General features: G+C 45.9%; 15 protein-coding genes and 1 riboswitch. Of the genes, 12 read left to right on the top strand and 3 right to left on the bottom strand.

Going from position 1 to position 20,831, the window contains the following annotated elements:
* Positions 1-4: 4 nt before the first annotated feature.
* Positions 5-103: riboswitch (TPP riboswitch) on the bottom strand.
* A gap of 304 nt (positions 104-407) precedes the next feature.
* Positions 408-575, top strand: coding sequence for a hypothetical protein (locus V2H45_RS04950; protein ID WP_330482513.1), 168 nt, complete (start codon positions 408-410; stop codon positions 573-575).
* Between the two features lie 189 nt (positions 576-764).
* Here the strand turns inward: V2H45_RS04950 and V2H45_RS04955 are convergent, their stop codons facing one another.
* From V2H45_RS04955 to V2H45_RS04965, 3 genes are read right to left on the bottom strand one after another with little or no spacing between them, the layout of a single operon-like run.
* Positions 765-1,934 carry a DUF3095 domain-containing protein gene (locus tag V2H45_RS04955; RefSeq protein ID WP_330482514.1) on the bottom strand — a complete coding sequence of 390 codons (1,170 nt, stop codon included), beginning with the start codon at positions 1,932-1,934 and terminating at the stop codon, positions 765-767.
* Between the two features lie 6 nt (positions 1,935-1,940).
* The gene (locus tag V2H45_RS04960) at positions 1,941-2,729 is read right to left on the bottom strand and encodes an ABC transporter permease (RefSeq protein ID WP_330482515.1); all 789 of its coding nucleotides are present in this window, start codon (positions 2,727-2,729) and stop codon (positions 1,941-1,943) included.
* Positions 2,726-3,739 (bottom strand): ABC transporter ATP-binding protein, encoded by a 1,014-nt coding sequence (locus tag V2H45_RS04965; RefSeq protein WP_330482516.1) that lies wholly within the window; start codon positions 3,737-3,739, stop codon positions 2,726-2,728. Before V2H45_RS04965 ends, V2H45_RS04960 begins: the two co-directional genes overlap by 4 nt.
* 383 nt (positions 3,740-4,122) lie before the next feature.
* On the opposite strand from V2H45_RS04965, the gene V2H45_RS04970 reads away from it, so the two are divergent.
* The 11 genes from V2H45_RS04970 to V2H45_RS05020 all read left to right on the top strand — a co-directional run bounded on the left by V2H45_RS04970 (position 4,123) and on the right by V2H45_RS05020 (position 20,739).
* The gene (locus V2H45_RS04970) at positions 4,123-4,497 is read left to right on the top strand and encodes a response regulator transcription factor (RefSeq protein WP_330482517.1); all 375 of its coding nucleotides are present in this window, start codon (positions 4,123-4,125) and stop codon (positions 4,495-4,497) included.
* 6 nt (positions 4,498-4,503) lie between these two features.
* Positions 4,504-5,382 (top strand): DUF72 domain-containing protein, encoded by an 879-nt coding sequence (locus V2H45_RS04975; protein WP_330482518.1) that lies wholly within the window; start codon positions 4,504-4,506, stop codon positions 5,380-5,382.
* A 33-nt stretch (positions 5,383-5,415) separates the two neighbouring features.
* Positions 5,416-6,387 (top strand): branched-chain amino acid ABC transporter permease, encoded by a 972-nt coding sequence (locus V2H45_RS04980; RefSeq protein WP_330482519.1) that lies wholly within the window; start codon positions 5,416-5,418, stop codon positions 6,385-6,387.
* A gap of 84 nt (positions 6,388-6,471) precedes the next feature.
* Entirely contained in the window at positions 6,472-7,197 is a 726-nt protein-coding gene (locus V2H45_RS04985) for a VanW family protein (RefSeq protein ID WP_330482520.1), read from the top strand.
* 552 nt (positions 7,198-7,749) lie between these two features.
* Positions 7,750-8,919 (top strand): response regulator, encoded by a 1,170-nt coding sequence (locus V2H45_RS04990; RefSeq protein ID WP_330482521.1) that lies wholly within the window; start codon positions 7,750-7,752, stop codon positions 8,917-8,919.
* A gap of 102 nt (positions 8,920-9,021) precedes the next feature.
* On the top strand, positions 9,022-9,384 hold the full coding sequence (locus V2H45_RS04995) for a response regulator transcription factor (protein WP_330482522.1): 363 nt from the start codon (positions 9,022-9,024) through the stop codon (positions 9,382-9,384).
* A 140-nt stretch (positions 9,385-9,524) separates the two neighbouring features.
* Positions 9,525-10,091: a chemotaxis protein CheW gene (locus V2H45_RS05000; protein WP_330482523.1), complete on the top strand. Its 567-nt coding sequence runs from the start codon at positions 9,525-9,527 to the stop codon at positions 10,089-10,091.
* Between the two features lie 156 nt (positions 10,092-10,247).
* Entirely contained in the window at positions 10,248-13,100 is a 2,853-nt protein-coding gene (locus V2H45_RS05005) for a methyl-accepting chemotaxis protein (RefSeq protein ID WP_330482524.1), read from the top strand.
* Between the two features lie 188 nt (positions 13,101-13,288).
* A complete protein-coding gene (locus V2H45_RS05010) occupies positions 13,289-17,164 on the top strand; it encodes a response regulator (RefSeq protein ID WP_330482525.1) in 3,876 nt (1,291 codons plus the stop codon).
* A 13-nt stretch (positions 17,165-17,177) separates the two neighbouring features.
* On the top strand, positions 17,178-17,651 hold the full coding sequence (locus V2H45_RS05015) for a chemotaxis protein CheW (protein ID WP_330482526.1): 474 nt from the start codon (positions 17,178-17,180) through the stop codon (positions 17,649-17,651).
* A gap of 190 nt (positions 17,652-17,841) precedes the next feature.
* A complete protein-coding gene (locus V2H45_RS05020; RefSeq protein ID WP_330482527.1) occupies positions 17,842-20,739 on the top strand; it encodes a cation-translocating P-type ATPase in 2,898 nt (965 codons plus the stop codon).
* Positions 20,740-20,831: the final 92 nt, after the last annotated feature.

The raw sequence follows: 20,831 nt of genomic DNA on the forward strand, positions 1-20,831 counted from the left end.
GAATTTCCTTAATTGTTTGCTTTCCTACGCCGGTGTGAGCCGAATCAGGTTCTAAGGATGTTTTCTCAGCCTGGTGATTACCCAGACACTCCTAGCGTTCAGCGTATGATAACACCCCAATTCTCTAAATTGGGGCAACTTTTCACAAGTCTTCAGGTTTATCGCTTTCTGCTGCTATAGTCCACTGCCCTATTTACCTAACGTGAATTCGGGGCAAGGACTGCGGATCAAAGCAAGCCAACTTGTTGAACCGAGGGGTTTGATCCCCCTGCCCGATCGGGCATCCCCCTTGAAAAAGGGGGACAAGTAAATTCTCCCTACCTATAAAATTCTTGCGAGCATTACTTTGCTTTGGTACAGCCGAGAATCTAAACGTTAATTGGAGTCATCGCCCCAAGCAGAGCTGAGTGCCTCAGCTAGTACTTGTAACCCAAACTAAAGAAGGGAGCGATCAGTATGTTGATGTCGCCTCAATTCAAACGCAAGATGAAACCACAGCCTATGCTGTCTATACCCGATTTAATACTGAAAAAATCCAGAGCATTATATTCATCAAGACCCATCTGGTACTGTGAAACAGGTCTGGTGAGCACGCAAGGAATTGCTGTGGGTTGAACGATCTGGGTTGTCATAAGGATCGTGGATTTATTAAGGTGCTGTTCTTTAGAAATAATGGGCATTCTAAAATAATGACTCTACACCATTAGAATTGCAGGTAATTTAGTTCACGATCCTAAGCGGTTTTCCGCAGTTTATACTTATGTCTAGGATTTTAATCGATCTTTCATTTCTTTGGCAGCGAGGGCATAGCCACCATCGGCTCCATCGATAAAGTGAACTTGGCGACCGTTCCGTTCAAAGACCAGACAGGTCATTAGGGCGCGATCGCTGACATGATATCCATAAACCAATCTTCCTTCTTTAAACTTTTTATCAAGGTAAATAACTAACTTCTTTCTTTGACTCGCATTACCTGAAATCACCATGCGCAAACCATCATCGAACTTCTTGTAATCCGTCGCTTCAGATACGATCTGTTTATAGGTTCCCCACTCAAAGCCACCCACCTTGAGATTAAATTTAACGAAGATAACGCCTAATAGATTTTCTAAGCGAATTTTGAGCATGTAAGACTGTCTTTGCAACCAGTTTCCAGATTTGGTAAACACTCGCGTCTCAGGTAGAAGTTGCTCCTTTTGAAACGCAAGGTGCAATCCTTGTTGAAACGCAGGATGGAGATCTTGTTCTCTCCCGTAGATTTTTTCGATTTGGGCGATCGCTTCTCGATAAATCGCATCCACTTGCGTTTCGCTCGGTGCTGTAGCAATTACAATCAGACTGAGAATCTCGCCATGGCGGCTTAAGATGTCTTTCCATCGGCACTCCAAGCCCGAAAAATCAGCCGAAGGAGGGCTTTCTTTCGATTTTGGACAATACAAATTTGTAGTGGCAATATCTTTAACCAAACGGGTGGCATAGGTAATGCCTCCACCCCGCAAAATTGCTTGACTGTAGTTTTCTGAAATGCGGAGTTTGGCAATTTTCAGCTCATACCCTGCCGCGATCGCAGACACAGGAATTATCCCCGCACGCAACTCCATTTGAAATTCCTGTTGCGCGAGGGTTTGGGTTGCCAATAGCGCTCGTTCGCAAGCATCCTTTAGCAATGGTGGGATGAGCAATGAAGCCCCATCTCCACCAAACACAAAGGGAATCTCGATATTTTGGGCAACATTCAAAATCGCAATAATCGAACATGCACCCAATAAATTGACATTCTTGTATTTGCCTGCCTCGATCGCCTTGGTTGACATAGTAATATCCGTCACGATCGCGTACCAGTCATCAGGGACAAAGACAAAGTTTTTACCGTAGGTAATATCGGTAAACTTCTCTAGCATCGGCAGTTCCGCGTAGAAATTTTCTGTACTCATCTTTGTTTATGCTCCCATTCCGGAATAATGTTTGAGTCCGCGTCGCCATAGCCAGCGGTTGAGCACATAGAAAAGAAATGTCCAAGCACCTATCACCAATACGCCTTGAACCACGTTAACGGATCTGCCCATCAGTAAAGCCGAGGGGAAATAGATCATGTAAGGAAACGGCGTCCATTCCAACACGGCGCGTACGGTGGCGGGAAAAACATCTAAAGGTGCAATCATGCCTGAGAGAAACAAATACAACAAAAACCAAAACTGCTCGATCGCACTGGCTCGCTCTGTCCAAAAAGAAAATAGGGCAAAGGTGTACTGAGTCAAAAAACGCAAACAAAAGGCGATCGCGACCACAAAGATAAATGTCAGTACCGTGGTTAAATTGGGAATCCAGAAAGATTGCGGGTAGAGAGCAAAAAACAATCCAACCAGCACGACAATAAATGGAAAACGGGCAAATCGTTCGGCAACATGACCGGCAAAATGATGCCAAAACGGATCGAGGGGTTGCAGCAGGCGATTTGAGAGCTGTCCTGATATGACTTCTTTCTCAAAGTCCCAAATTACCCAAACCACATTAAACTGGCGCACGATAAAAGCGGCTAAAAAATAACGGGCAAACTCTATGGAGGTAAAGCCAAAGCTTCCAGTTTGCGATGCCTGTATCCAAGCTCCCATCAGAATAAATGGCAGAGAATTGGACAATGCCCACAAGATCAGCTCGGCTCGATATTCAACCATATGAGCGTAGTAGACAGAAAGCAAGGCTTTCGCGATCCGAAAGATATGATTCATGACACGCTACCTGCTCGAAATACACGACCAATCACTTCCTCAATGGGGGGATCGGTGACGGTCAGGTCAATCACTTCCAGCTCTGCCAAAATTCGCGATACCGTCTTGGTAAGTTCCTCTCGTCGTACTAAAAACCTGACGGACTGCCCATCCACACTGGCTAGTTCTCCATAGGTTTGCAGCCCAGATAACAGCGCAGAAGACTGAGCCGCCACAAGTTCGGGAATAGACTGTGCCAGTTCAACTCGCACTTCGCGATAGGGGGCAAATTTTTCTAGCAACCCCTCTAAACTGCCATCGTAAATCAGTCCTCCCTCATAGATGAGTAACACGCGACGGCAGAGTGCTGTGATATCTGCCATGTAATGACTGGTGAGAATAATCGTAGCTCCGTACTGCTGGTTATATTGCTGCAAAAAATCGCGTACTGCCACTTGAGCATTGATATCTAAACCTAAAGTGGGCTCATCCATAAACAAGATCTGGGGCTGATGTAGCAGCGCTGCCAGTAACTCTGCTTTCATGCGTTCGCCCAGAGATAACTTACGCACGGGTTGGCTGAGTTTGTCTTCAAGTTTCAACATCTCGGTGAGTTCTGCCAAGCGATAAGCAAATATTTTGTCAGGAATGCCATATACCGCCGCATTAATTTTGAGCGAGTCTAATGCGGGCAAGTCCCATAAAAGCTGCTGTTTTTGTCCCATCACCAAGGTGATCTTTTGCAAAAACTTGGACTCTCGTCGAAAGGGGATGTGGTCTGCAACGCGCACTTTCCCAGCCGATGGATGAATCAGTCCCGTTAGCATTTTTAGGGTTGTGGTTTTTCCTGCACCATTGGGGCCCAAAAAACCCACGACTTCACCGGGCTCAATTTGAAAGGATACATCCCGTACAGCGGCAACCGTGCGATAGGTGCGCTTCCAAAAGTGCTTGAGCGTGCCCGCAAAGCCTGCCTCTTTGACCGCGATCGGATAGAGCTTACTTAAACCTTCTACCGTAATAATTGACATTACTCAAAGCTACCTGAATGAATTATTTGACTTGGAGCATGGGAAAAACGAATTTACGCAAGTATGGATTACTAGAAAATTTGCATCCTGTTGTAATTTGCATTCTGTTATACTGTCGATCAATAATTTCTCAGATGTTCTACTAGAGGCGTACAGCATATTATGATTGACCCTTGCTAAGGCACTTCATAAATAAACTTGGTTGTTGTATATGCAACTAGACGGGGATTGCATGTCGTGTATGCTGATTAATATTTAAGACTTAATATTTTAGAAAAACAAAGACTTGTAGATATGTTGGCGGCGAAAATCAGGCATATAAGCAATATGAGTGAGCTAGCCCATCCCGTCAACGCTAAAGTAGGTTTAGCAGGAAGGTAGATATGGCGACGATTCTGATTGTAGATGACAGTGCAATGGTGCGGGATATGGTTTCAGGTCAACTGAGACAGCAAGGCATGGATGTAATCGAAGCCCAGGATGGGGCTGAAGCCATTGAAAAGATGAAGGGGACGACGCCAGATTTGGTGGTAACAGACGTTGTGATGCCTCGGATGAATGGTTATGAGCTGTGTCGCTGGATTAAAAATAATGCCGCCACAAAAGATGTACCCGTGATCATGTGTTCGACCAAAAGTGAAGAGTTTGATAAATATTGGGGAATGAAACAGGGGGCTGATGCTTATTTGACCAAACCCTATCATCCACCAGAGTTACTCAAAACTATCAAGCAACTGCTCAGCCAAGTGAAAGGCTAGTTAGCTGTGGATAATTTTGCGCCTAATTTTTTTCTGGGCTGTGCTGTTTGGGCTTATAAGGGTTGGATTGGGGATTTTTATCCACCCAAAAGTCAACCAACAAATTTTTTGAAACTCTATAGCCAACGCTTCACGACTGTAGAGGGAAATACAACATTTTATGTAACGCCTAACAAAGACACTGTGGCGCGTTGGGCTGCCGAAACACCCCAAGGATTTACATTTTGCCCTAAAATTCCTAAGGCTCTTACCCATCAGGGACTTCTGGTTCCGATGATTCCTGAGGTGCTCAAGTTTTTAGAATTAATGGGTGGCTTAGGCGATCGCTTAGGGGTTACATTTGCCCAACTACCCCCCAGTTACAGCCCTGCCCATACCAACGATCTCACCCAGTTTCTCAAGGCGCTATCTCAAAGTGGTTATGCTACAGCCTTAGAAGTGCGTCATCCTGCTTGGTTTCGCGAACCCTATGCTAGCAATCTGACTGAGACCCTACAACAGTTTGGCATTGGACGTGTCTTACTAGACTCTCGACCGATTTATGAGTCTCCCGAACCTTTTTTACCCGAATCGATGCCCTCCGAACGGCGCAAACCTAGACTGCCACTTCAAATCAGCATGACTGCAGATTTTAGTTTTGTGCGCTTTGTCAGCCATCCCGATCGCTCCTATAACCAACCTTTTTTAGCGGAATGGGCAACTTGGATTGAAACATGGTTGCAGCAAAACAAACGCATTTATTTCTTTATGCACTGCCCGATTGAAGAGCGATCGCCCCACAATGCCCTTTATTTTCAACAGATGCTAGAGCAGCAAAACCTACCTGTGCCCGCGTTGCCTTGGACAAAACTCGCTCAACCTGCCCAGCAGCTACAACTTTTTTAAACCGCACTTGCAACCCTTTAATCGCAATAAACAATGGCAGATTTTTTTAATACCTATGGTTCTTTAATTGTGCAGATGGTGCTGGGTGCGATCTTGGGGATTTCCGTATATTTACCCTTGATGGCGGGGCAGCTCTCTTTAGCGACGCCGGGGTTTTATGCCTTGGGTGGCTATATTGCCGCAATTATCTCCATCAGGGTGAGCGTGCCTGCCGCAGGTCAGCTTTCCTCAATGCCCCTGCTGTTTTTAGAGATGCTGATTGCTGGTGTCGTTTCAGGGCTCTTGGCGATCGTGCTGGGGATTCCAGTTTTGCGTTTGAGGGGCATTTATTTGGCGATCGCGACGATCGCATTTGTACGCATCTTACAAATTTTCTCGGAGACCCAAGAGATTACGGGCGGCGCCGTGGGGATTTTTGATATTCCGCAGCCCTTTCGCACGCCCATAGAGTATTTATGGATTGCACTGCCTTTACTGGCGCTCAGCATGGTGTTTATGTATCGCCTCGAACGCATCCGAGTCGGTCGAGCCTTGATTGCCATTCGTGAAGATGAGCTGGCTGCTGATGCCATGGGGATAAATCCTACCTATTACAAGGTTTTGTCCTTTACCTTGGGGGCAGTGTTAGCGGGGATAGTTGGGGCGCTCAGTGCCCACTTTCTCAATACTTGGAATGCCCGTCAAGGCACCTTTGATGCCAGTATTACCTATTTAGCTTTTGTGCTGATTGGTGGCTCTAGAACTTTTATTGGGCCTGTGGTGGGCGGTATGGTCTTAACAGCTCTGCCTGAAATTCTGCGCGCGATCGCTGGCATTGCAGGTATCCCAATTTGGTTGGCACAATTTTTGAGTGCGGGTCGCTTGATTATTTTTGGATTGTTGATTGTACTAGGGAGCATTTTTTTCCCACAGGGTATCATTACACCCGACCTACTTAAGCAAATTCAGAAGCAAATCCAGCGCTGGCTACCAAAGCCCACAAGATATAGAGAATCTCAAGAATAAACCCTGTCAACCATGACATCTTAGGGTTTTCAAGCGATCGCATTGCTGATTATGATTAGACTCATTCATACTAACGATGAATCTATGAAGCATTTAGTCCCATTTGGTCTGAAAGTGCGCCTCAAATTAGTGCAGAGACACCTACGCGATCGCTCTACAGGACTATCCCATCAATTTGTCGAGTTTAATCAGCTGAGTCCCGAACAGCAAAAATCTTTTCAGCCCCAAATTACGATCGCCCAAGCAATTTACCCAACCAGTTATTCAGAGAGTAAAAAGCATAACCTTGCGATCGCGATTCAAAGGGTTGAGAACGTGCTGATTCATCCCGAGCGGATTTTTTCATTTTGGCACCTGATTGGAAAACCAGATAGAAGCAAAGGCTATCAGAAGGGGCGCGCGATCTTGGGAGATGAACTCAGTGCCGATGTAGGGGGAGGATTATGTCAGTTATCAGGTTTGTTGTACTTTCTCTCGCTCAAAGCAGGACTGATTGCGATCGAGCGATATCCCCACTCGCGAGACTTATACACAGCCGAAACGCGGTTTGCGCCCCTAGGATCTGATGCTACGGTTGTCTATGGTTATAAAGATCTGCGCATTCAAAACAATTTGTTGTTTCCAATTTGCTTTCGATTTAACCTTCAAGATACTGAAATCACTGCCTCATTATGTGCCGAACAGGCAATTCCTGAATACAGAGTCGAATTTAAAGTAGAAGAGTGTATCGGAGGCGTAAAAGCTGACACCATTCGCTTTGCTAACCACCATCAATTTGAAATTATTGACTCAACTATCTATAAGAAATGAGCCTATTAAGAAATGAGCGATTTCCTGATAAATGTAGACTGTCGAAGTGCGATCGCTCAAAACCCAAAAAACAATAAAAAAATACCAAATAATATATATTGAGTTTAAAATTAGCCGAATCTAAAATTTACTTCGATTAAATTTATTAAATTTAGCCAATAACAGTTCTAGACTACAGAAAATGTTTTTATCTTTGCTAGAAAATTGGACTAAGTGATAATGCTGAGGGTTTACCTGAAAAAAAACAAAATTTAGGCACTAATATATAGGATAGTTTGAAGCTCACCTAGTTGGGTGATGCTGTGCAACAACCATAGCTCTAAAGTTAGATCGCACTGTATAACTCTGTATAGCTTGAGAAATAAGTTAAGTTATTGCTTCAATCCTATTCTCAGGGTAGAGGTTGAGAAACATAAAGGTTGTCTTGTACCGTGCGATTGCTCTATGTATTCTTTGAAACAAGTATTTTATTTTCCGAGACAAAGCTAAAATCTTGTGAATCTTCTTTGATTCATGCTGTTGGGGTTCCTGAGTTGTTTTGAAGTAAGTCTAATGGATACAGATGCTACATCGACAATAGAAATCGCTCCTCATCTGAAGCTAATCCAAGATGAGCGTAGCTCTGGTGAACTTGTTGTTTTCTCGGAAAGAAACCCGTCAGTTCATTACTATCTTTACTTCTATTTGGGAAGACTGGTCTATGCTACGGGTGGTAGCCATCGGGTTAGAAGATTTTATCGATCCCTGCGACAAAATTGCCCTAACGCCAAACTAGATGAATGGCTGACTAAATTTGGCGAACCCAGCGAGCCTTGGGAATTTTTTATTGTCAACCAAGCCCTCAAGCAAGGACTGATCGAGCAAGAAAAAGCGAAAATGCTCGTTCTTGGCTGTATTCAAGAAGTCTTTTATGCCGTTATTAGTCGCCAAGAACTCGTAACAACTTGGACTGAAAATAGACATCCTCAACAGCCTTTCGTCTTGGTATCTTCACAGCAAATTTTGCAAGGAGCTTTACAAGCAAGACAAAAATGGCTTGATGCGGGTCTAGGTCACGTACAAAATATGATTCCGGGCTTTTCTTTAAATTTCGTGCCTGTGATACTTGCACCCGATCGCTTAAAAGCCATGGTGGCAGCTGAGGCACTTTCCACAGAAGCGCATCAGATGCTGGTCAAGTTGCTCAATGGCAACAATACGATTTGGGACTTGTCGATCAGGATGCATCGATCGCATATTTCGGTGATGCGATCGCTTTTACCCCTCGTGATTGATGGCATTGTTGCTTTACGAGAAGCGCCAGATTTGCCTTCTCCAGTTGCCCCGCAAGTCGAAGCAGAGCCTGAGACCAAAAAAGGCTTGATTGCCTGTATTGATGATAGTCCCCAGATTGGGATGGAGATGACAAGAATTTTGAATAAAGCTGGGTACGAGGTATTAAATATTCTCGATCCATTGCAAGGGGTCAGCACCTTGTTAAAAAACAAACCTGACCTGATCTTTCTCGATCTGGTCATGCCCAACTCTAATGGCTACGAGCTTTGCTCTTTTTTACGCAAAACCTCTGCTTTTCGTGAGGTCCCGATCGTGATTCTCACAGGGCATGACGGCGTGATCGATCGCGTCAGAGCCAAAATGGCGGGTTCTTCTGATTTTCTCAGTAAACCCCCCGAAGAGGCAAAGGTGGTTCAAATTGTGGAAAAGTATCTAGAAAGTAGTTAGCTACTTGGAGCAAAATTTTAAAGGAGGCATTCGTTTTAGTCGTATCAATTTTTCGCTAGGATTTTATTTTCAGGGTCTAGAATTATTTACGGAGATTTCGCAATGGCAACGGTTTTAATTGTAGAAGATACGCTAACTCAAGCTGAAATCATCACAGGTACATTACGGGGAGCTGGGTTTACAACCTCTGTTGCAACCAGTAGCGAAGATGCCAAAGTAAAACTCGCTCAACAAAAGCCTGATGTAATTGTGATGGATGTAGTTTTACCCGGTGAGAGTGGGTTTGAGCTGTGTCGCGAACTCAAAGACAGTCCAGACACCAAAGATATTCCGATCGTGCTTTGTTCTACCAAAAGTGGCGAGATGGATAAATTTTGGGGCATGAAGCAGGGGGCTTCTTCTTACATCACCAAACCGATCGATCCAGAGGAGTTGATTCGGACAGTGAAGCTTTTGGTGAAATAGTGAAATAAAGCGGTTGATTTAGTGATTTTCTGCGGGATGCAGCACTTTCTCTCAAGGCTTTATCAAAAAGTTGGGTAAAAGGCTAGTCAGTTTAAGGCTCAAAGTTAAATATCAAAGCTAGCAAGGCAGGCACAGAATCTATGGCTATTCCCCTGAAAACAACCAGTTCGACGACTAGTTCACCCCCCAAACAAGTTGGCTCAACTAGTCAAAAAGCTAACTCTGAGCAGTTTTTAACTTTTTCAGTGTCACCCACCCAAAAGGTGATGTTAGCAACGCGACAACTGGTAGAGATTCTCAATCTCTCGTTGGGACAAATTACCGCGATCGCTGACGTAGCACCAACCGTGATGGGGGTTTGCAACTGGCGGGGTGAAGTTTTATGGGTTGTCGATCTTGCCTATTTGATGGGCTTTGAGCCCATATATCGGTCTGGGTATACCCAGACCAACTGTAGTGTAATTTTGGTGCGGCAGAATGCATCCCAGAGGGAATCGCAGGGCATAGCCATTGGGTTAGCGGTGACCCAAGTGGGGCAGATGCTATGGTGCGAATCCGAGCAGATTTTGCCAGCTCCTGCGACGATCGCAAATTCGGGGATGGGGAAATTTTTACGTGGATATTGGCTCAATGAAACGGGCTGGCTTGAGGGTAGCGAAACCTTGTTGGTTTTGAATGGTGATGCTTTAGTTCGTGCCTTCCAATAGTTTTCAGCTTTGTCAGGCTGCTAGGTTTCTGAGTCGGAAAATGGGACTGCGAAAGCATTAGGAATGCATGAAGCTGGCAACCCAAATTTGGGAAGAGAAGCTTCCGTTACAGATCGATTACAAACCACTTTTTAAGTACGAATCAAGGAGTTAGAAATGCTTACAGATAACAATAAAAAGAGCAAAAACAACAGCACCAAGCTCATGAATGGGAAGGGCAGCAACGGTAAGATTGCAGAACTCAGCAATGAAGAAAATGGTGTCTTGCCTTTAACCGAACCGATTGCTGAGATCGCACCAAAAATGCGAAAACGCAGATCTGGGTTGAGTCTGCGTTTGAAGGCAACATTACTCGCGATCGCGATCGGGACTTTACCAATTGTTGCAACGGGTACAATTGCTTACTTGACTTCTAGTCGCGCCCTGCGAGCAGAGGTCTCTGACACCCAAGAGGAACAAGCGATTCAAATCAACGACAAGATCAATCGCTTTATGTTTGAACGCTATGGTGACATCCAGGTACTGGCAGGTCTGAACGTGTTAAGAGATCTCAAGGTGTCTGGATCGACAACAACTCCCCAGCAAAGAAAAGAGGCATTGGAATACTTCGTAACCTCCTACAAAGTTTACGATAGCATTGCAGTTTTCGGAACGGATGGCAATCTGATCGTGCAGGCTGGTTCTACAGCGGCTCTTCCGAATATTAAAGAACGCGTTTATTTCCAAGCAGCCCTCACGACAGGTAAGCCTTACATCAGTCAGCCTGAAATCTCAAAAGTGACGAAAGAAGTCAGTATCTTCTTTTCTGCACCGATCAAAGATGCTGTTACTGGTCAGACGATCGCCATCGTGCGCTCCCGTATGCCCATCAAGGCTTTGGATAATGTGATTGTAAATTATGGTAGCGAAGAGAAGGGAGACACCTATCACATTTTTGGCTCTGATGGCGTCCTTTTTATGGCAGCAGAAAAAGAACAGGTCGGTCGTAATGCATTAGAGGATATCCCCGGACTGCGCGAACTCCATGCTAAGGGCGAGACCAAACAATTTGTCACCCATGACATCTCGAATGGTGGCAATGTCGAACAGATCGGAGCCTATAGCAAGCTCCCACAATTTCAAGATATGCCTAATCTCAATTGGGGTAATGCTTATTTGGCAGAAACCGATAAAGTACTAGTTTCTGAGATTGCACTTAGAAACGCTCTTTTAATTGGTACTGGTGCAGCCGCTCTGTTGGTCGGTCTTTTGGCGGCTTTCTTAGTCAACCGTGCCACGCGCCCGATTATTCGAGCTTCGGAAGCTGTCGAAAAATTGGGACAAGGCGAACTCGATACCCGCATTGAGGGGATTACAGGAGATGACGAACTCGCCGTGTTGGGGACGAACATCAACGTCATGGCAAGTCAGATTCAGACCCTGATCGACGAGCAAACTGCCACAGCCGAACGTAAAAATTTGGTGGCGACGATCGCATCTCAATTACGGCAGTCTCTCGATCTCAACACAATCTTAGAGACATTAGTGCATGAAGCCAAAACCGCTCTGAAGGCAGAACGCGTGGTGATCTATCGGTTTAATCCTGACTGGAGCGGTTATCTTTCCCACGAAGCAGTCTCACCCGGACTCCCCAGTGCCTTGGCTGAAAAAGCCACCGACCCCTGTATTCCTCAGACTCTACTGGACGCCTATCGCAACGGTCGCATCGTACCCACCAATGACATGCAAGAGCGCGATTATCACCCAGACCATAGAGCCTTGTTATCACGTCTGGCGATCAAAGCAAATCTAGTCGTTCCGATCGTGCAACAAAATCAACTGTTCGGACTGCTGGTGGCACATCATTGCACCCAGACTCATGTTTGGCTCGATAATGAAATTGACTTTATGTCTCAACTCGCTACTCAAGCTGGTTCTGCGATCGGGCAAGCCACCTTTGTAGAACAAATTGAAGTGGCACGGGTCGAAGCTCGTCAAGAAGCCGACCAAACCGCACAACAACAGCGCCAAGAAAAAGAAACTCTGCAAAAACGCGCGCTTGAGCTGCTGATGGAAGTTGACCCTGTAAGTAAAGGCGACTTGACAGTTCGGGCAAAAGTAACCGCCGATGAAATTGGTACGCTGGCTGACTCTTACAACTCGATTATTCGGAGTTTGCGCCAGATCGTCGAGCAGGTGCAAACGGCTTCGCAATCTGTAGTAACCACCACACAGGGTAACGAAATGGCTGTAGCCAGTGCAGCTACCGAGTCTGGTCGCCAAGCCAAATCGATTACCAACGCACTGAGCCAAATTCAGATAATTTCCGAATCGATTTTGGGGGTTGCTAGTCGCGCCAAACAGGCAGAAGAGCAGGTGGCAAAATCTAACCTTGTGGTACAAGCAGGGGACGAAGCCATGAACCGTACTGTAACGGGTATCTCTGCGATTCGTGAAACGGTGTCTGAAACTTCTAAAAAGGTCAAACGCTTGGGTGAAGCTTCTCAGAAAATTTCTAAGGTGGTTAACCTGATTGGTAACTTTGCGGCTCAAACCAACCTACTCGCACTTAACGCAGCGATTGAAGCTGCCCGTGCAGGAGAAGAAGGTAGAGGGTTTGCGGTGGTTGCCGAAGAAGTTCGCGCGCTCGCTCAACAATCGGCTGCTGCAACCGCAGATATCGAACAACTGGTAGAAGAAATTCAAGCCCAAACCAACGAGGTAGTCGCTGCGATGGAAGCAGGTACAGAGCAGGTGGTTGTGGGAACGCAGTTGGTAGAAGAGTCACGCCAAAAGCTGAGTCAAATCTCGGCAGTGAGCGCCCAGGTAAACAAACTCGTCCAAGAAATCTCTTTGGCAGCAGTAGCCCAAACGCAAACTTCGGCATCGGTGAGTCAAACCATGCAAGATGTGGCAACCAGCGCCCAAGATGCCTCGGAGCAGTCAGCAACGGTAGCGAGTTCGTTTAAACAACTCCTAGAAGTGGCAAAAGCGCTCCAAGTCAGCGTGGGTCAGTTTAAACTCAGCTAAATCGAGCTATCCGAAACCTCTCCCCAACCCCTCTCCTGCAAGGAGAGGGGCTAAGAAAAAGAAAAATTTCTTCTTGCCCCTCTCTCGACTTTTGGAAGTGGGAGGTTGGGAGAGGTAACCCGAACTCAAATTAACTTAAATAAGCTATTAACTAACAGGCGATCGCATCGCGCCATAGTGGGGATATCATGCATACCATCGATCCTGAAATTAGAGACCAGGCATATCAATACTTTAGTCAAGAAGCTCTAGAGTTTCTGCAAATTATCGAAGAAGGATTACTCAACCTTCAAGCAGAGCACGAAACTCCGCAAATTCATAGCCTCATGCGTGCGGCTCACTCGATCAAAGGGGGCGCTGCCAGTATTGGGTTACCTGCCATTGAGCGTATCTCTCATCGTTTAGAAGATATTTTTAGAGCGCTCTATCGCCAAGATCTTGAGATCGATCGCGATATTGAGGAAATTTTGCTACAAGCTTATGACTGCCTGCGATCGCCTCTGGTCGAGCAAATTCAAACAGGTAAGCATGATGTCGAAGCTGCGATCGAAAAAGCCGAACCCATCTTTGCTGTGATCGAATCTTTGTTTGGAGATAACTTCAATGCAGATGTCGAGCTACCCACCTCTGCGGAACTAGGCTTTGATATTGCCCAAGTCGTATTTTCGAGTGATGTTGCTCAGGGCTTAGATCGTCTGCAAGCAATTTTAAATAGCCCTGAAAAAGAACAGGTCTCTGGTGAAATCAGAGCGCAGGCAGAAGTGTTTTCAGGTATTGGTGAACTACTCAATTTGCCTGGATTTTCAGAAATCGCACAGCAGACCCTACTCGCCCTAGATACTCATCCCAACGAGCCTGTTTTAGTGGGACAAGTAGCGATCGATAATTTCAAAGAAGCCCAAGAAGCAGTTTTAGCAGGCGATCGAGATCGAGGGGGTGTTCCCAGTGAGGCTTTGCTCATGCTTGCCAGTGCCTCTGCGATCGCAGAAAATCTAGCCTCTACTTTTGACCTTGGTGGCGAGGACGATCTATCCAGTTCGGCATTAGAAGATGTATTTAAAGCAGTTTTAACAGAAGAAATTACAGAATCCACCCATGGATTTTTTGAGGATATCCCTGAAGAAATTACAGAATCCACCCATGGATTTTTCGAGGAAATCCCTGAAGAAATTACAGAATCCACCCATGGATTTTTCGAGGAAATCCCTGAAGAACCTACTGAATCCACCCGTGGATTTTTTGAGGATGTTCTTGAAGATATGCTTGAGGAGAGTCCAGAATCCACCCATGGATTTTTTGAGGATGTCCTTGAAGATATGCTTGAGGAGAGTCCAGAATCTGCCGCTGGATTTTTTGAGGAAATCCCAGTAACGGCAATCTCCCAGCCAATCCTAGAGCCAACAGATAAATTAATCGCCGAAGTTCCTAGCGAATCATCAAATGGTTTTCAGGACGGGAGCGATCGGGCAGATGATTTGCCTTGGGATATAGAGATTGAAAATCCTGTTCGGCAAGAGACTGGCATCGAGACAAATTACGAACTGGAATCAATTGTCGAATCATTAGAGGAGGAGAATGATTTTGAGGAGATAGAAGTAATCGAAATCACTTCTGTAACATCCGACAGTGAGAGCGATCTTGATACTGGATTAGATTTTAGTGCTCTAGAATCAGTGTTTGGCGATTCTGAAGACACAGAAGAATCCGAAGCACTAGATTTGAGCGCATTCATTCTTTCCGACCAGAATGTCCAAGATTTAGAGATTGCCAACCAAGCCCAGATCCTTAAAGATACAAGCGCTGAGACACCCACACAGCTTGTCCCCAATCAAATCATAGAACCCGTTGCAAGTACCGAACAAAACAAACCCGTTGAAGAAAAATTCATTAGTTTAGATCAACTTGCTCAAAAACTCCCAACTATTCCTAGCCTAACAGAGGAACAGGATACAGACCTCAAAATTGAAACCCTGCTCAAACAAGGTAGCTCTAAACCTGATACTCCAGCTAATTCTCTAATTGCAAATCAGGTCAAAGCCAAATCTACCACCAAGCAAGAAGAACAAGCCCAGTCGGTGCCGACACCTCAGATGAGCGAAGCGATTCGTGTCGATCTATCTCGACTCGAACGTTTAAACAACCTTGCAGGGGAACTCGTAACCCAAGAGAATAGCTCTTCATTGCAAAGCCAACAGTTGCAAGGCATGTTGCTCAATTTACAACGCCGTTCCGATCATTTTGAAGAATTAACCAAAAAACTACAAAGCTGGATTGATAGCAGTCAAAAGACTGAAGTCAGAAGCCAGAAACCCGTAACAGGTGGCGAGCAGATTAGTACGTCTCTCTCAATGCTGCCTGAGTTAGCAACTTTCGATCCACTGCTAATGGACTCTTACAGCTACATTTATACCCTCGTGCAAGAGTCCGTCGAAGAAATGGCGCAAATGGGTGAAACCATTCGAGATATGGATTTGCTCGCGATGCAGGCTCAAAACACCCAACGCAAAAAACAGCAAACTCTCAAGCAATTGCGGAATGACCTGTTGTGGGCAAGAATGATGCCCCTCAATGAAATTCTCAGTCGCTTTCCTCGTATGGTGCGCGATCTGTCTACCAAATATGGTAAGCAAGTCAAGTTGTCGATTAGTGGTGGTGCTACGCTTGTAGATAAAGCCATGCTAGAAAAGTTGTACGATCCCCTCGTGCATCTGATTCGCAATGCTTTCGATCATGGTACGGAACCTTCAAATGTTCGGGTGAAACAGGGTAAGTCCTCAGAGGCAACCATTGAAGTGCGTGCCTACCATCGCGGCAATCAAACCTTTGTTGAAATCAGAGACGACGGCAGAGGAATCGATCCAGAAAAAGTTCGGGCTGCCGCGATCGCCAAAGGAATTCTGTCTCCCACAGATGCAACCTCTCAAGCTCAGATTTACGAATTCTTGTTTTCTCCTAGCTTTTCGACCGCAGAAAAAGTCAGCGAGATCTCTGGTAGAGGCGTGGGCTTGACCTCTGTGCGCGAGCAGATTATCAAATTAAAAGGCAGTGTCACGATCGACTCCGAACTAGGGAAAGGAACGGTATTTACGATCCGCTTGCCTCTTACCCTCACTACCGCTAAGTTGCTGGTCTTTAGTGTAGGTGTAAATCTGATGGCAATCCCTGTAGATACACTTTTATCGATTGTTACCGCCGGCGAAGATCAGATTCAAACCATTCAAGGGCAGCAGTTCTATCGCTATCAGGATGAATTGATCCCTATGTATCCCCAATCTGCTTTTGACCATCGCTATCCCCTACCAAAAAACTCTGAAGAGCAGATTCGTTCTATGTCTCTGCCGATCGCGAACAAAACGCCACTACTGATTATCTCAGCAGGCAATCAATTTCTCGCATTAGAAGTAGATCAAATCTTTAACGAGCAAGAACTTGTGATCAAGCCATTTGGTAAAGCGATCGCGCCGCCTCCCTACCTATATGGTTGCACAATTTTGGGCGATGGCTCTTTAGTGCCAGTAGTAGATGGTTCGGCACTGATTGCAAAATGGCTCAAGCATTCTGGAGAAGTCTATGCACAGCCTTCTATACCAGCAGAGCTTGAATCCATTTCCTCGGTTACTGATTCCGAGCAGGATCTCAATAAGGTTACAATTCCACCGAGCGATACCACCTATAGCCCCTCTGTACCGACCATCTTGGTAATTGATGACTCACTCACAGCCCGACAAACACTGGCACTGACCTTAAAAAAATCTGGTTATCGCGTGGTTCAAGCGATCGATGGTCGCGATGCCCTTGAGAAAATCAGACTGGAGCCCAACATTAAAGCCGCATTTTGTGACGTGGAAATGCCTCGTATGAATGGGTTTGAATTTCTCAATCAGTTCCGTCACGAGCATCCGCAATCAACGATGCCCATTGTGATGTTAACTTCTCGCGGTGGTGAGAAACATCGTTCTCTTGCTAAGCTGTTTGGGGCAAGCGGCTATTTGACCAAGCCATACTTGGAACACGAACTCTTGAAAACTTTAGAGGCAAACCTAAAACAACTCGTTTTGAGTTAAAGGCAAAATCCCTATGCTAAAAACCAAAGTCAAAGAAGCAACGCTTAAAATTCTGACATTCCCCCTTGGTAATCTGTTTCTAGCGGTTAAACTTGAGGGCGTCAAAAAGGTGATTCCGGTGCCAGCGATCGCCAAAAGTGGCAATAAACTCTTGGGCATAACCAACTTTGAAGACCAAGAAATCATTGTGGTCGATCTGCACCAGAGAATTTTGAATGCTTCCAATGCGATCGCCAGCCGCTATCTAATTGTAATTCAGTCAGAGTTGCAGGCTCTATATGGGATTCCTGTGATTTCTTTACCCGAGATGCTGGAAGTTCCTATTTCTACGATTCATCCGATCCCTGACGACTATCGCAACCACGATACCCTGGGGATTGCCGATCGAGTGACGCAAATCTCGGTAATGGATAAAACTCGCACGATCTTTCTGCTTTCGTCAGGCAGTATCGTTAACTTTATTCGCAAAGAGAAATCAGGATATTAATTGAGCGTATCTGTGAAGAAATCTCTAAAACTGCCAAGATAGAGCATTTGTGTAGGTAAATTTGCTTAAATCTTATGATATTTCGGCTCAGGCTCTCTCTGCTGACTGCTTAACGAATCTATAGAGTTTAGAAACATTAACTCGTTCTAGACTTGATAGGCTTAGATACAGGGCAGCGCAGAAATTAGGGATGTCGAACCTACGTTTAGATCGAGATTGGCACACATTATCCTCAGAGGAAGCGATCGCGTCTCTGGGAACAGATCGGGATAGGGGATTAACCGTCGAGCAGATTGCCCATCGCCAAGTTGATTTTGGGCGCAACCAACTCGAAGCTTCTGAAGTTCGCAGCAAATTTAGTATTTTGGTCGATCAGTTCACCAACATCATGTTATTGATGCTGATCGGCGTGGCAATTATTTCCGCTTGGCTGGATATTAGCGCCAAACAGTTTCCTAGAGATGCGATCGCCATTGCCGCGATTGTAATTCTCAATGGCATTTTAGGCTATGTGCAAGAAAGCCGCGCCGAAGCCACCCTCGCAGCGCTCAAAAAACTCTCCTCACCCACCGTATTGGTTTTACGCGGCGAATTGAAAGAAATTCGCTCGGTGGATTTGGTTCCAGGAGACATCATGCTGATCGAAGCAGGGGTGCAGGTAGCGGCTGATGGACGGCTCTTAGAGGCTGTCAATCTCAAGGTTAGAGAATCGGCTTTAACGGGAGAAGCCAAAGCCGTCAACAAAACGGCAACCAAAGTTTTCGATCTCCAAGAAGGGCTGGGCGATCGCTGCAATATGGTGTTTCAGGGAACCGAAGTACTTCAGGGACGCGGCAGGGTACTGGTGACATCTACTGGCATGCAGACAGAATTGGGGCGCGTAGCATTGATGCTAAAAAAGGTTGAGAATGAGCCTACGCCCCTGCAAAACCGCATGGGACAGCTTGCCAATATCTTGGTTTTTGGTTCATTGCTCTTGGTTGCGATCGTGGTGGGCGTGGGGCTGTGGCATGGAGGAAACTTGATTAAGTTACTCAATACCTCTCTCAGTATGGCTGTTGCCGTTGTCCCAGAGGGATTGCCTGCCGTTATCACCGTTACCTTGGCTTTGGGAACGCAACGCATGGTAAAACGGAATGCCCTAATTCGTAAACTCTCTGCTGTGGAAACCCTAGGATCGGTCACCACCATTTGTTCTGACAAAACAGGTACGCTCACGCAAAACAAGATGGTGGCTGAAACGATCTTCACGCCTCAATATCTCGTGCAGGTGCAGGGCAAGGGATACGAGCCTGTGGGGCAGTTTGCGATTAGCCGTAATACGGGCGATCGCATCCAATCCGATTTAAGCGTGTCGGAATGTCCAGAGCTGACAAATATCCTCACCGCCTGTGTGGTCTGCAATGATGCCTATCTCCAACAAAACGAAGATGGTGAGTGGTCGGCGATCGGCGATCCTACGGAAGGGGCGCTTTTATCTTTGGCAGGCAGAGCGGGAATTGAAGCGACCGAGCTAAATGTAATCTTACCGAGACTAGCAGAGATTCCTTTCTCATCAGAACGCAAGTGTAAGAGTGTGGTCTGTCAATTTTTGCCGATCGGCGATCGAAAAGGAAGATATAGCGAACAGTTGGCTGCGATCGGCTTGCAAGAATCACAGCAAAATGCAACGGAGCGCGAAGGACAGCCTGCGCACGATTCTAATCAGTACCTCATATTTACGAAAGGATCGCCAGAATTGATTTTGGCAAGTTGCGATCGCATTGCGATTGACAACCAGGTACTCCCCATCGACCTAGGCGATCGCCGCAAAATATTAGATCAAAACAATTTCCTTGCGGCAAAGGGAATTCGGGTATTGGGATTTGCCTGTAAGTCTATCGAATCATTACCGCCCATAGAAGAGATTGCCGCCAACGAATCTCACCTCGAACAGAACTTAATCTGGTTGGGCTTGGTGGGGATGCGGGATGCCCCTCGTTCTGAAGTCGCTGAAGCCGTGGCGATCTGTCAACAAGCTGGGATTCGACCTGTGATGATTACGGGCGATCACCAACTCACAGCCCTAGCGATCGCTGCCGATCTTGGAATTACAGAGAGCGAGAAAGATCGCGCCCAAACCGTGACTGGACAAGAACTCGAAAGTATGACCGATCCTGCCCTTGATGCGATCGCGCTGCAAACTAGTGTCTATGCCAGAGTTTCTCCCGAACATAAGCTTAGAATCGTGCGATCGTTGCAAAGACTGGGCGAAGTTGTGGCAATGACGGGGGATGGGGTCAATGATGCCCCTGCACTCAAGCAAGCAAACATCGGCATTGCCATGGGCATCACAGGCACAGATGTGTCTAAGGAGGCGAGTGACATGATCTTGCTCGATGATAATTTTGCCACGATTGTTGCTGCTGCCGAAGAGGGTCGCACGGTTTACACCAATATTCGCCGATTTATCAAGTACATCTTGGGTAGCAATATTGGTGAGGTTCTAACGATAAGTGCGTCTCCGTTTTTAGGACTGCCCGATGTTCCCCTCACTCCCCTCCAGATTTTATGGATGAATCTGGTCACCGATGGTTTACCCGCTTTGGCTTTGGCAGTCGAACCTGCTGAACCTGACATCATGCAACGCCCTCCCTTTAACCCTAAAGAAAGTATTTTTGCTAGAGGTCTGGGTTGGTACATTATTCGGATTGGCATTGTGTTTGGCTTGCTGACGATTTTACTAATGGAAACTGCCTACAATTCCACCGATCCCTCATGGCATCAGCATTGGAAAAGTATTGTTTTCACGACACTCTGCATTGCCCAAATGGGACATGCGCTAGCTTGTCGCTCCAATTCTAAACTTTTGATCGAGCTAAATCCTTTCTCTAATCCCTATCTACTGACTTCGGTTGTATTTACGACAGTGTTGCAATTAGCACTACTCTACGTGCCGATGCTTCAGCGATTTTTTGGTACGGAGCCACTCTCTTTGGTGGAGCTAGCTGTTTGCTTTGGCTTTAGTCTCTTAATCTTAGTATGGGTAGAAATGGAAAAACTCGTGATTCGTTGGTATGCAAATCATTCCCATAAACAGAATCCATAATCTCAAATTACGGATGCAAAACCCTTGCGGCTTTTACCGATAACGTCAGTTCGGGATAAGAAAACTTGAAACGCTTTACATCCCAAGGATCC

The sequence above is a fragment of the Tumidithrix elongata BACA0141 genome (assembly GCF_036349135.1).
GTDB lineage: Bacteria > Cyanobacteriota > Cyanobacteriia > Pseudanabaenales > Pseudanabaenaceae > Tumidithrix > Tumidithrix elongata.